Below are 12,799 nucleotides of genomic sequence, written 5' to 3'. Positions count from 1 at the left end.
AATACGTATTTTTAGTTCAGCCTCGTAAGCGGGATTCAACCAATCTCACTTGCCCCATTCCCATCGCTGTTTTGCGCCCAACTCCCGCGAATGTTGCAAAATGAGCTAAGATTGTGGCTATTCTTGCTTGCTGGGAATCTAAAAATCGATACTTTACCCATCCTTGGGCACCAATTTCTGCTCCACCTTCCATTTTTAAGGCATGGGTTTTGAGATCATAAGCAGAAACTAAACCATTCCACTCCACCTCGGGAAATTGCTGTTCTGGTGGAGCAAATATGTTCCAACGGCGCAATAAACTGTTGAAAACCAATTCTGGTAGGGGGAAAGACTGTACTCCTCGATTTTGCTTGAAGCTAGTAGGTGAAAGAAAGCGCAACTCTATCACACTTTGGGTTGTTACCTGTAGTAGTTTTTCAAAACTACTAACTTGCACGATATCTATCCACTTCCCCAATTGGCAAGGTATGCCTGCCAGCATGATTGACTCTCCCAGGTTGGTACTTAATCCCCAAAGTAAAGGTGCTAGCAGTTCTTTTTTCAACAAGGTAATTCTCAACTGCATTTTTTGTGGAGAAACATACTGCATTGCCGCAGTTAACGGTAAGGTATTTTGTTGATGCAAGTGTTCAGCTAAGGCAGTATCGGCATTAGCAAACCACTGAAAACATTGAGCATGGATGGCTCGTCCCAGTGCTGGCAGGGATGCGGCAGATGTAACAGAAACTTGAATCACATGCAAAGCATCAGAATCTACTTCAACCCCTGTTAGTTCATAAGGTTTTTGCCACCACTCCACCAAGGTATTCTGAGCAATCTGCTGACAAATAGATTGCATCAGATTTGAATACAGAACTGAGCTTGGCAATACAGGCATAATTTTGGTAACACCTCCGTTAATCCGTAAAGGAATCCAAACTGGTAAAAGCTGGGTTTCTGATAGCCAAGAGTTCAGTGGAGTGGGGCTGATTGAAGTTTCTACTTGTTTAAGAACTATGCTAAGTCCAGCGAATGTGACTTCAGTATCTTTGGTACATATCATAACGGGCGCTTGTAGCAACAAGTCGTAAAGGTAGAAATCCAGGCTTAATTACTCGGTCTTTGTCCAGTTGTGCCTTCTCAGTGGAAAAAGGATTGATTCGGTTAAACGTAGCCTTTTCACCTAAATCATCCATTAGCTGTGCTGTAAAGCCAGTAATCAGATTTGGTTGAAATAATGGTTCAGAAGTTTCTTGTTTGTATTCTGGAAGATATTGAAAAAAACAGCCCCGTTTGCCAAAGTAGTTAATTTGAGCAAACAGCCGCTCTAGTTCTGCCAAGCGATCGCAACCACCACAACAAATTTGTAGATGTCCTTGTAAATGCACCCATTCCCGAAAAACAAACCCACCCTGCATAGGTAGTGTTGTCCGGCTCTTATCTGCCTTATCAGCAGTTTGATCGTAGTAGCGGAGTTTGTAGCCGTTGCGATTCACAACCAATTGCTCTGGTGGCCAAATATAAATTTGTAAGTCTCGAATCCAGGTAAATTCGCTTTTAATCCATTGATCAAAATTACTTTGATGCTGCCTTCCTTGACTTTCGAGCAAGACTTTCAGCAATGCCATCTTGATCGCATAGGGAGTTGGCACTAGATTCGACCGAGCCGCCATGCTCGTTGCATCGGAGCGTTTGAGGGAGAATAGACTAACGGGCTGATAAGTAAGGGTTAACCATTGGTTGGAGTTTACTTTCACCTGCTGCTCCTGTTTGGACAGTGAAGATTTTGATTTATTCGATGGCTTCGGCATTGTTACTCTCCCAAGGTTGCGATCGCTCAATTAGGGTTTGAATTTGTTCGGCGAACTGGGCAATTGTCTCAAAATCAAAGCAGTGAATTGTACCTGCACCGTTGAGATTATTTAGGGTGTCAGCCAAGCTATGAATTTGGCGGCTGTAACTTGCGGATAAGGGACTGAGCATTGGTGCGGGACAACGGCGAGTGCTAACAGTAATTACACCTTCAAAATGGTCAGGATGGGGTAAATGGGTATTGCGCTTTGCACCATTGGGTTGCAGGTATGTATACAGCACACTTTTTAGTAAGACATCTAGCCGCTTTTTGCGCTCAATAGGATCAATGCTGTAGCTAAAATTGTGGGGATTGTAGCCAATACGAAAAGCTTCAATATTGAGGACAGTTGCATATAAACCGGAATTTACCTGTACATTGTAAGGAGTTGGGTTATCTGTCCCATATTTCGCATGGAAGTAGCTCTGGGTTTTGACTAAGGTTGGTAAACCTACAGCTGCTCCAAACTCAATTACAGATTCCCGTTTTAGAGTTTGTCCACCCTTAACTGTCACCATAAATCCCTCTAAGTCGCTGATTGTGCAAAGCTGGAGTACTTGGTTCGTTTTGGCAGTTAAATCTGTGTTTGACTGCGTAAAAACCGGAAGTCCTTTTTCTAAGTCATAACCAATACGGTCAGGATGAAATTGCTTGCCCCCTTCTGAAAGTGTTAGCCCTTCCTGAATCGCAATCCGGTGCAGATGTTCTGCTTGGATATGTTTGAGCATATCCCCGGAAACTCCATTAACATATTCAGGTTCAGTCATGTCTTTCTGAATAATGTAGTAGCGTCGCGTTAGCGATTGATTGCCCTCGTTGCCTTCATTATTCAGAGCATGAAGTTGCCAGGACAATGTACCACTAACTGAAATTGAATGAACGGGAAAATGTGTATTAGTCATTGTTGGATTCTCCTAAATTTTCAGTTGGTTCCAAGTTGTTTAAATCTTGCTCGTCATTAATATCCGCATTCTCATCTTCCAAATCCACTTCCTTCGCCTTTGTCCAACGGGCATACCCGTAGGCAATTAACAAATTGGCAACCAGTACTGTGTCATAGTTTTCAACCAATTCAACTAATCGATCTAAGTCTTCTTTGGTTGTCCAAACTCGTCTTAGGGATTTGCCTTCCTTGAGAAGTTGTTCCGATAAGCGTAAATTTTCTGCTTGGTATTTCGCCAGAAAATCAGTAATTTCGCTCAAAAAATCCTTCTTGGAGCCAGATTGACTGCTCAAACGCTGTGCCAATCCATAGGTGCGTTGCCAATCTAGTTCTATAACACCCTGTTGGGTTTTCACCTTCCCTGCATATACTGTTGCTTGATTAATTGCTTTGGCGATGCGGAGAAAGCTGGGGTCTGTAGTAATTTTGGTGAAATCTGTGTCTTTTTTAGTCATAGTGTTCAGTCCAGCAATTGAAAATAAACGGGGAGGTTTTGCTTTGGGATCTGCCAAGCGTTTAACTATGTAATCGGCGTAGCTGGCCTGAAAACGAAAAAACCTACGAAGATTTGTCCCAGTAATAAAATCTCGATATGCAGCCAACAGTTCGCTGTGTCCCTCTTCCGCCGATAGGCTACCGATCACAAACAGATGCTCATTTAGAACCTTCAGATAATCTGTCAATTCCTCAGAATTTTCTGGTCGAATCCACCCAGGAAGCCCCAAAGTAAAAACTTCCTTGACACCATAAACTTGCCCTTTGGAGCCAAAGTGAGTACCTACAAAGTTGCTGACAAAATGGTTAATCGGTTGCCATAGGTCAAAGTCATCTAGTTCTGCATCAGCTTGAGATGGGTGACTATTGAGCAATTGTTGACAAAACCGCAACACCAACTCTGCATCAAAGCGGGCAATCCCATATCCTCCAGAAGGTGGGTTATATTTGCGTAATTTATCTAACACCTCCCGATATTTGCTCAACTGAATATCTAATGGTTCCAACGCTACAACTCGCCAGTCATAAACTCGTTCGGCAATCTTGACCCGTTCCGCAACCCCAAAGCTAAATAATCCTCCTGCAATCAGCCATAAAGTTAACCAATCTGCCTTTTGAGAATCTACTTTGTTGCTATCTGCCTTGATACGGTTAACTCCCTGAACTGATGTGGGCAGATAAACTTTCACGGCACTGGCCTCACTAGGCAACTGGCGACCAGTCGCTTGTTTGAATAACTCCGCAACCTGCTTAGTTTCTCCATTCAAGCTAGAGTAATTCTCCTGGCTAAAAGCTTGGAAGAGGGTAACAAGCAAAATGCCGTAGTCATCCTTATTCTGCCAACCCAATTGCCACAGTTCGTTATGATTGCGATCGTGGCGCATCGAAGTTAGGACTACACCATTTTGAGTACTAGGATGGGGTGGATCTGGTGCATCTTCATGAAATTGAACTTTGCCCCGTTGCTGAAATACATAATCTCGGTAGAGTTTTCGCGCATCGCTTTGTTCTACTGTGTCAAAGATAATTGTTTCCTGAGATATTTTGCTGATATCTGTCTTTTTACCTTTGACTGGTGGAAAGGGGTTGGTGTAACTTAATTTACCTATTGGTTCTAAATTGACAGCCTTCTTCAACTGGATGCAGTAGCGTGTCCCTTCATCCACAAGCTGAATATCGATTTTTTGGTTAGTCGCTTTCAGGGCATATTCCACAAGCTGCACCAGACCTAGCATTAGAAAGGTGTCAGCATAAGTGCCAAATTTTTTGGTAATAAATAAGCGCTCTGTCATCTGGCGTTTTACCCATGAGCGTTGTGTACTTCCAAAGATTCTATACCCCCTTGGAAGAGGGCTATTCCAATACAATCTGTCAGACCTTTCCAAATACGAAGCCTATTGGTTAGAGTTAGAGCAAACTGATATTTCCTAGAGTGGTAAAACTTGCTAGAGTAGATTTTTAATGATTGAAATAGGCGTAAATAGGTAAACCAAAATTTTCAATAATAACGAATTTACTACGTTTAAATTTTTGCTCTAGCTAGTTTTGCCACGCTAGGATATTTCCTTTGCTGTACTTGTGATGGCACACCTGCGGGCACAGGCGATAAATCAAGACTTCGCTGGTCGATTCCGGTGATAGCTAGATATTGTGAAGCTGTACTGAACGCTGATCGCAAAGGCGCAAAGCTCTGACTATTAGCAAGTAAAGTTGCAAATATTCAGTTTGGTCGGGGGTAAACCTATTTAAATCAAAGTCTTTTTTAATCGGGTACACATCTTTACCCAAGTTTGCTTTTGCTAAGGATAATGGCTGTGGCAGAAACCTATGAATACTCCGCCAACTATCAGCGATCGCTTGCTTTGCCCCTGGGTGTAACTCTATACTTTTAATCTTAGCTGTTGCTGCTTGATCCCATCCCCCTGCCCAAGCAGAATGGTGACGACCCGCAGCCATGATTACTGTATGACAGATGTATTTAATTTGCTCTATGTCTGCCAAGAAATTATCTTGCAGTAGGGGTACTAACGATTGCTTAAGAATATCTTGGGCTAAGTAAGCACTTTCAACAGCATGGTTTGGACGCTTGTGTTTCTTTTCATAGTCTTTGAGCGCATCTCGTTGATGTCTGTCTTCTGGGCTGTAGTCAGTGTGCGCTAATAGATGTTTTCCAGGGTTTCTGCCAGAGAATGAAGAATGAGCGATCGCTTGCCATCCCTGCATCACTTCTTGCCATTTCACTTGCAGTTTCCCCAGGTCATGGGTGAAAATAGCTAGAAATACCAACATTTCAAATAAAGCTTCTGCTTCTTTCTCCTGCGTCTGCGGAAAAATTTTACCTCTGATAAATCGTCCACCAGCCGCTAACAGTTCATCACGAACACTAGTAAAAGTAGTTTCTTGGGACACTCCATTTTTTAATCGGTTTACTGTAAATACTTCCCGCCAGCATTTCCACATCAACACTAGATGCCCTACATAATTGTCCATGTTATAGCGATACTCACTGGCGATTACACGTTTTGATTTATCAGGAGAAACAAAGTGGTTCCCGAAAACATCAATACCAATTAACAAGCCAATATGTTCGTCATAATGAACATAGCGAGGATTGACTAAAATCCGTATACTGCCAATCAGTGCCTCACGAGATTTAATTGGAGTGCAAACAGGTTGACTATACGTTTCTGCTTTCCCTTTTGGATTTTCAATCTGCTTAAAAATCCAGTCTGCTCCAAATTCCATATTTTGAAACTCCCGCCACACTTTGCATAGCATGGAAACAGGCAGCGAAAAACTTAGCAGTTTTTGGGGATCAACTACTTCCTCTTCAATATCAATTAAGCCATCTTCTTCCCAGATAAATACACTGCGGCTATCGATTGACCGAATCAATTCTCTCCCGGCAGATTGATCCCCTCTAAAAAACGCATCTTCAAAGCGTTGTTCAAAATTCATCCGGTTGTTAAGTCGTCGCTGTTGCTGTAGTAAGTCTTCTCTAGTGTGAACTTGATTTATCCATTGTTCTTCAGTACGAAATCCAACATTCTCATTCGCTTGTACAGATTGGGTATGTTCCTGCAACACAGACCATGTGAGTTCACAGGTTTCTTGAGGATATGGCAGAAAGCTTTGCTTTTTAGGTGCTGATTCTTCTTCTAGTTCTAAATCTGCGATCGCTATTTTACAAGAAGCTGCGTTAACTTCAACTGTAGGATAAATATAGACTTCTCCTTGCTCACCACCAAACCGAGCGCAACGTCCAGCCCGTTGTAAAAGCGAGTTCATTGGACAAAGTTGAGTGTGCATGACTTGGCAGGTGATGTTGATTCCTGCTTCTATTACTTGGGTAGAAATCAAAACGTAGCAATTACCATCATCTTGCCAGCTTTGGGCAAATATGCTTTTGAGGTCAGTTTCTTTTTGGGCGCGGTGTTCTGGGAGGAATCTAGAATGTAACAATGTAACGTGTAATATTCCCTCGTAGTTCAGTTCCTCTAAATCGCGGAATAATCCCTGAGCTTGAGAAACTGTGTTACAGATGATTATCACTCGTTTACGCTGATAAGCTCGAATATCGTCTAGGATTACCGAAGCGTTAAGAGGATGGGACACAGCTTGAAAGGTACGACAGCGATCGCCTTCTATCGCTTGTAAATCTGCATCTTCAACTTGAATAATTTCCATTGTTTACCAACGTCTGTATTTGGGTTGCAAGTTCATTAGTTAAAGTGGCGGTCATCAGCAAAAATGGGGAAATGCCTTTAACTTGTTGCAAAACTTTCAAAACAGTAGCGAAAGAGCGGTCTGGGTCAAGCAGATGTAATTCATCAAATACTAGATATGAAGCAAAAATTGCTCCTGAGTTCACATTGGCAGAACCACGACCGACTGAGTAAGGGATATTCAGGAAGCTGCTCAACATTTGGTCAATTGTGCAGAAAACTATATCACCTTCAAAGCGCGGGTCTTCTGGGTTCTCTCCTGTTTGTAGGGTGACAGCTAGAAAATGGGATGATGGATAAACCTTCTCCCAGTTCGCAATTAATATTTCAGCCCGTTGGCGGAGGCTGTTGGCTAGGGTTCGCAGAGGTACAACGTAGATGAGTTTATTGGGAAAGTCTATATTCAGGGCTTTGGCGAAGAGGAAGGGTGCGATCGCTGTTTCTGTTTTTCCTGACCCTGTTGGTGCCCGGAGGAGGATGTCTTGACGCTGTAAGAGTTTAGCGATCGCTTCTCGTTGAAAGTTGCGTGGGGGGAAGGTGGTTAGAGTTTGGAAATATTCACTAATCATAATTGATAAAATGAATTAGGATGATTTTGATATTAGTTAGTAATCAGTTATAAATTTGGAAACTTATACTAAGTTCTTACTGAATACTGATTATCATTAACTGCTTACTGATTCTGCGAGGAATTATGCTGCTAACTGAACATCGCGCTGACCGAGTGGTTCTTTATAATATCAGTTGGCAAAAGTTTGAGAATTTATTAGTAGACTTAGGTGAAAGCCGTTCAGCTAGGGTAGCTTATGATGATGGCACATTAGAGATTATGACACCGTTACCAGAACACGAATATTACAAAGAAATAATTGGTGACATCTTGAACCTCACACCACTAAAAGTGGCTTGATTCCTGCTTCAACGATCTGTGCCTGAATTACTTCAGGACTTACAAGTTCTCCACAGGCGTTTTTTATAACCTCCGGCGTACCGACGGCGGTTAGTAATCTCAAACCCTCACTTAATATATTAAGTGCTGCGTTTTTATCCCTTAAATTGTAACTATTGCAGCTAGGACAAGACCATTCACGTAACTTTAAATCTTTAACTAATGGGTTAATAAAACCACAATGATTACAAGTTTGAGACGAAGGATAAAATGTCCCGACTTTTTGCACAATTCTGTCATGCCACAAAGCTTTATATTCAAGCATAGTAACGAACTTAGTCCAACTAGCATCAGCCAGGCTCAATGCTAGTTTGTGATTCTTTACCATATTGGCAACTCGCAAATCCTCAATACAGATAATGCTGTTTTCTTTGATTAGACGAGTTGACAACTTGTGCAGAAAGTCATCTCTCAAGTTCGTAATTCGTTCATAGGTACGAGCCAGCTTGATTTTCGCTTTGGCTCTATTACTACTACCTTTTACAGTGCGAGATAGTTTTTTGTGTGCTTTACGTAACTTCCTTTTTTGAGTCCGGTAATATTTGGGATTATCTACAACTTCACCATTGCTTGTAACAAGATAGGATTTAATTCCCAAGTCTAAGCCAATATTTTGAGTAACTTGAAAGTGTTTCTCTATCTCTGTTTCACACAGAATACTAGCAATATATTTACCTGATGAAGTACGAGTTATGGTAACGTTTACAAGCTTCCCGTTAATGTCCTGAGACTGGTGAAACTTAATCCATCCTAACTTGGGAAGTTTTAAACGATTCTCTATAATTTGAATGTTGCCGTTAGTCAGGTTAGTTTTGTAAGATTGCTTACACCCATGCTTCTTTTTAAATTTAGGAACCCCTACCACTTTCTTGCTTTTAACCTTCTTTAAGTCAGCAAAAAAGTTTTTGTATGCTGTCTCTAAATTCTTGAGTGAGTTCTGTAAGGCAAACTTATCTACTTCTTTGAGCCATTCATTTTCTTTCTTTAGTACAGTTAGTTGCTGACTACAAGCGTTGTAGCTTAAGGTTTTTTGCTCAGTATTATATAGCTCTTTTCTTAATGCCAAAAAGCGGTTGTACACATACCTTGCACAACCAATAGTCTTGTTGATTAAGACTTCTTGGTTGTGTGTAGGTATGAGAGTGACTTTAAATGCTTTTTGGATGGCTGGCACTTTTTTACAATTGTTACTGCACACTTTAATTTTAACACGAAGTTACGCTCAATATAGAACGCCTAACTCATGACTGGAAGTCACGAGTGTGCGGCTTAAAGAAATCAAAGATACGGCTGATGTTTTGGAGCTAGATTATGAGTGTTACGGCTCAACTACCTGGAAGCGAGAACTAAAAAAGGCTGGAATTGAATCTGATAATTGTTTTTATTATGAACTACCCCAAGCTGGCTTCGCCTGAGCTTGGGGTTTCTACATTCCCAAAGTCGTTTTTAGCAAGCTTTACCTGAGATTTCTGACGCTTCATTTGCCCCAGTTGCTTCATACTTCCCGCTTGTTTGCGGGTGCGTGAAGTAGAGCTAGTAACATCAGCGTCTGCGAGGCCAGTTCCTGACCCCGGCAGATTGCCTTTAGCCCAATAAAGCATAACTTCGGCAGCAGCAATATCCCTATCCTGCACGTATCCGCAACTACACTCATGCACTCGGAGCGAAAGTGTTTTTTTGTGTTGATTTCCGCATTTGGGACAGGTTTGAGAAGGCAAAACTCTTCGCGTTGGAACTTCGATAAATACACCACCAATCTGCTCAACTTTGTATTTAATGGTGCTGCGTAGCATTCCAAAACCAACGTCAAGAATAGACTTGTTTAGTCCAGCTTTTTGCTTCTTGCGCTTACCTTTTTTAGCTTTAGCGGTCATGTTTTTGACTTCTAGCTTTTCAGTTGCAACGAAGCTATTACTGCTAACTATTTCTGTTGCAACCCGATGTACCCAATTCTGACGTTGATTTGCAACCTTGCGGGTAAGCTTACTAACTTTTAATTGAGCTTTTTTGAACCGTCTAGAAGCTTTTATTTTTTTCTTTCTATTTGGCGCACGCTTACGCCTCTTGTCAATAGAAGCTTTCTTGATTAAATGCTCTGCGCTTCTCAAGAATTTCGGTGCGTCAATTTGTTGATGATTTTCCCCATCAGTAATTGATAGCGCAGATTTACACCCCAGATCAATACCAACAGCACCACAGGATAGAATCTCTGGCTTGAGAATTTGGTCTAATACGTTAACAGTAATCGAGGCGTACCATTTACTATTGCGATAAAGAATAGTGCAAGTAGTTGGTTTGCCCCAATATTTAGCCTGTCCACGCATTTGAATACGCCCAATCTTAGACAAATTGAGATATCCATTCTCGCCTTCAGATTCTACTTTAAAACCTGCACAGTCTGGATAAGTCCATCCTGAATAATGTCTAATTGACTTAAATCTCGGACGCTTACCTAATCCTTTTAACCAACGCTCAAATGCAAAGTCAACACGCTTAAGAGTTGCTTGCAGTGCATGGCTAGGAAGCTCTTTATACTCTATCCAAATCTCTTTAAACGCAGGTAAACAGTTTTGCTGCTCAAAATAATCAACTTTGTGATTATAGATTTTGTACTGGTTAAATCTGTTATTTACTGCGGCGTTATACAAGTCCTTATGGAGCTTTCGGTGATACCGCAAAATTAATTCAGTTTTCTTGTTTGGGTATAGCCGAAAGGTCATTCGTCTTGTTGCCACAGGATGTTTTTGTTTCCTCCAAAAATCTGGTATATTAATCAGAATATAACAGACACGGTTACTTATCAAATGCTTCCTCGTAAAGGGTCACACGCTGTTTTTTTTCTATTCACTTGCACTTTGTTTTCATTACTAAGTATCGCAAAAAAGCAATTACCGCACCAATCGTTGAGAGGATGCACGATATTTTTGCAAATATCTGCATTAAAACTAATTGCATATTGGTAGAATTTTCAGGTGAACAAGACCATGTTCATTTATTGGTAGATTACCATCCAGACAACAATATTTCGGGAGCATCTACTTTTGGAAGATATACAAAATAAGGGAGAATGTAAAAGGAGATAAAAAGAGTGCATCAACTACTATGAGCCAAGATAGAGAAGAACAAATAAAAGCCTGTGTAAGGGAACTTGCAAAATTACTATATGAAGAAGCGGATAAGAGTCAGTTAACAGACCTAGAAAGTATAGAAAAAAAAGTTCGTAGTCAAATACTAGAACGTGTGAGTCCAGAAATAGCCCTTTTTTTGTCGAACAGAAAACAGGGACAAAAGTAGGTAAAACAAGGAAAATAAAAAGCCTGGTTGGAGAACTAACTCTTAAAGCTAAACAGTTACAGAGACTGGGTTTAAAACCAAGAACTAGGTTAAGTCCATTACTGAAAAAGTGTTGTTTGAGACTATCAGCAAATATTTCCTACCAGAATGCAGAAATAGAGGTAGAGGCACTAACAGGAGTAAAAGTTGGTCACTCAACCCAACAAAAATTAGTTTTGTCACAAGATTTTCAACTACCCTTAGCATTGCAAGCCGTCTCCGAAGTAAGTGTAGATGGAGGCAAAGTTCGACTGCGAGGTAAACCAAAAGCAGGTTGTCACTGGCGAGATTATAAAACTGTTCGCCTGCAAGGGATTTACTATGGTGCATTTTTTGATGACAACCAATCATTAATTGATTATGTTAATAGCCAACAGTTGGTAGACCCCCTTGTTTGCTTGGGAGATGGTCACGATGGTGTGTGGAATCTAGTGCGAGAATTTGGTCAAGACCAGTTTTCTCGCTGTGAAATTTTGGATTGGTATCATCTAAAGGAAAATCTTTATAAAGTTGGTGGTTCTTTGAAGCGACTCAAAGCTGCGGAAACTTTATTGTGGAAAGGTCAAGTAGAAGCAGCCAAGACTTTATTTAATTATTGCCGAGGTAAACAAGCTAAAAATTTCATCGCTTATCTGGAAAAGCATCTCCCTCGCATTGTCAATTACAGCTATTATCAGGCTGAACAATTATGTTCTATTGGTTCTGGTGCCGTTGAGTCTGCAATTAAACAAATTGGTTTAAGGATTAAAATTTCTGGCGCACAGTGGAATGTTGAAAGTGTTAATCACATCCTCTCTGAACGCTTAAGCTTATCTTAATGGTTTACTTGCTGTCTGATTAGGTGTTTCTTCCAAAAGTGGATGCTCCCAATATTTCTGACTTTACCTCTAGCCTAAAATCTGCTAGCAGTAGGGTTATTCGTAAAGAATTTAAGGAACATATTGAAAACTTTTACTCGAAACCTTTATTTTGGTCTAGCTCGTATTATGTCGCATCAAGTGGCGGCGCACCGATTGATAAATTAAAACAGTACATTAAAGAGCAAGATGCCCCAATTGAATAAATATTTATACGTAAGCGTTGTCGAAGTATGGATTGGTTATTTCCACTTCGTTCCAATAACCCGCTCCGATCCCTACCGTACTAAGAGTTGAGGGTAGGGACTGCCGCGATAAGTTCAAAATGAAGCCTTAATTCGAGGTAAACTCAAGTTTGATTTAAATCAAGACCCACCTCCAGATTTAGCTTTAGAAATTGATGTTACCAGTAAATCTTTAGATCGCTTTCCCATCTATGCACGGTTAGGCGTACCTGAAATTTGGTCTTATGACTCTGGAGAAATAAAAATTTACCAGTTGCAAGTTGAGGAATATGTTGAAAGAGAAACAAGTTTAGTGTTTCCTAATCTGAATATTCAAGAAATTCCATCACTAATTGAAAGATACCGTATGGTAGGAAGACGAGTTTTCCGACAAGCGATTAGGGAGTGGGTAAGGGGACAGATGGTTTAGGTTGGTCAATTG

9 protein-coding genes and 5 pseudogenes are annotated in these 12,799 nt (G+C 40.9%); 6 read left to right on the top strand and 8 right to left on the bottom strand.

Annotated elements, in window-relative coordinates; all coding sequences use genetic code 11:
- Positions 1 to 16 precede the first annotated feature (16 nt).
- The 6 genes from cas6 to GJB62_RS30510 all read right to left on the bottom strand — a co-directional run bounded on the left by cas6 (position 17) and on the right by GJB62_RS30510 (position 7,563).
- On the bottom strand, positions 17 to 1,042 hold the full coding sequence (gene cas6 / locus GJB62_RS30535) for a CRISPR system precrRNA processing endoribonuclease RAMP protein Cas6 (protein ID WP_114082170.1): 1,026 nt from the start codon (positions 1,040 to 1,042) through the stop codon (positions 17 to 19).
- Positions 1,020 to 1,790, bottom strand: coding sequence for a hypothetical protein (locus GJB62_RS30530; protein ID WP_114082169.1), 771 nt, complete (start codon positions 1,788 to 1,790; stop codon positions 1,020 to 1,022). Before GJB62_RS30530 ends, cas6 begins: the two co-directional genes overlap by 23 nt.
- Positions 1,771 to 2,733 (bottom strand): DevR family CRISPR-associated autoregulator, encoded by a 963-nt coding sequence (locus tag GJB62_RS30525; RefSeq protein ID WP_114082168.1) that lies wholly within the window; start codon positions 2,731 to 2,733, stop codon positions 1,771 to 1,773. The genes GJB62_RS30530 and GJB62_RS30525 overlap by 20 nt, the downstream gene beginning before the upstream one ends.
- Positions 2,726 to 4,561: a hypothetical protein gene (locus GJB62_RS30520; RefSeq protein WP_114082167.1), complete on the bottom strand. Its 1,836-nt coding sequence runs from the start codon at positions 4,559 to 4,561 to the stop codon at positions 2,726 to 2,728. The genes GJB62_RS30525 and GJB62_RS30520 overlap by 8 nt, the downstream gene beginning before the upstream one ends.
- A gap of 349 nt (positions 4,562 to 4,910) precedes the next feature.
- Positions 4,911 to 6,956, bottom strand: a complete 2,046-nt coding sequence (gene cas3 / locus GJB62_RS30515; protein WP_114082166.1) for a CRISPR-associated helicase Cas3' — start codon at positions 6,954 to 6,956, stop codon at positions 4,911 to 4,913.
- Positions 6,937 to 7,563, bottom strand: a complete 627-nt coding sequence (locus GJB62_RS30510) for a DEAD/DEAH box helicase family protein (RefSeq protein WP_114082165.1) — start codon at positions 7,561 to 7,563, stop codon at positions 6,937 to 6,939. Before GJB62_RS30510 ends, cas3 begins: the two co-directional genes overlap by 20 nt.
- A gap of 125 nt (positions 7,564 to 7,688) precedes the next feature.
- Between GJB62_RS30510 and GJB62_RS30505 the strand changes: the two are divergent.
- Positions 7,689 to 7,874, top strand: a pseudogene (locus tag GJB62_RS30505) (Uma2 family endonuclease); the annotation flags it as partial.
- 7 nt (positions 7,875 to 7,881) lie between these two features.
- Here the strand turns inward: GJB62_RS30505 and tnpB are convergent.
- On the bottom strand, positions 7,882 to 9,108 hold the full coding sequence (gene tnpB / locus GJB62_RS30500) for an IS200/IS605 family element RNA-guided endonuclease TnpB (protein ID WP_114082196.1): 1,227 nt from the start codon (positions 9,106 to 9,108) through the stop codon (positions 7,882 to 7,884).
- 112 nt (positions 9,109 to 9,220) lie between these two features.
- On the opposite strand from tnpB, the pseudogene GJB62_RS30495 reads away from it, so the two are divergent.
- Positions 9,221 to 9,334: pseudogene (locus GJB62_RS30495) on the top strand (Uma2 family endonuclease); the annotation flags it as partial.
- Here GJB62_RS30495 and GJB62_RS30490 read toward each other — a convergent pair.
- Positions 9,335 to 10,663, bottom strand: coding sequence for an RNA-guided endonuclease TnpB family protein (locus tag GJB62_RS30490; protein WP_114082163.1), 1,329 nt, complete (start codon positions 10,661 to 10,663; stop codon positions 9,335 to 9,337). It abuts the pseudogene before it with no gap.
- Positions 10,664 to 10,791: 128 nt separating this feature from the next.
- Between GJB62_RS30490 and tnpA the strand changes: the two genes are divergently transcribed.
- From tnpA to GJB62_RS30470, 4 genes and pseudogenes are all read left to right on the top strand, one after another.
- On the top strand, positions 10,792 to 11,004 hold the full coding sequence (tnpA, locus tag GJB62_RS30485) for an IS200/IS605 family transposase (protein ID WP_245246243.1): 213 nt from the start codon (positions 10,792 to 10,794) through the stop codon (positions 11,002 to 11,004).
- 41 nt (positions 11,005 to 11,045) lie between these two features.
- A pseudogene (locus GJB62_RS30480) lies at positions 11,046 to 12,113 on the top strand (ISKra4 family transposase).
- A 31-nt stretch (positions 12,114 to 12,144) separates the two neighbouring features.
- Positions 12,145 to 12,339, top strand: a pseudogene (locus GJB62_RS30475) (transposase); the annotation flags it as partial.
- 115 nt (positions 12,340 to 12,454) lie between these two features.
- Positions 12,455 to 12,787 (top strand): annotated as a pseudogene (locus GJB62_RS30470) (Uma2 family endonuclease); the annotation flags it as partial.
- Between the last annotated feature and the right edge of the window lie 12 nt (positions 12,788 to 12,799).

The sequence above is a fragment of the Nostoc sp. ATCC 53789 genome, from assembly GCF_009873495.1.
GTDB classification, from domain to species: Bacteria; Cyanobacteriota; Cyanobacteriia; order Cyanobacteriales; family Nostocaceae; genus Nostoc; species Nostoc muscorum_A.
The sequence above is the reverse complement of the archived record's forward strand: the minus strand, read 5'-3'. Positions and strand labels throughout refer to the sequence as shown.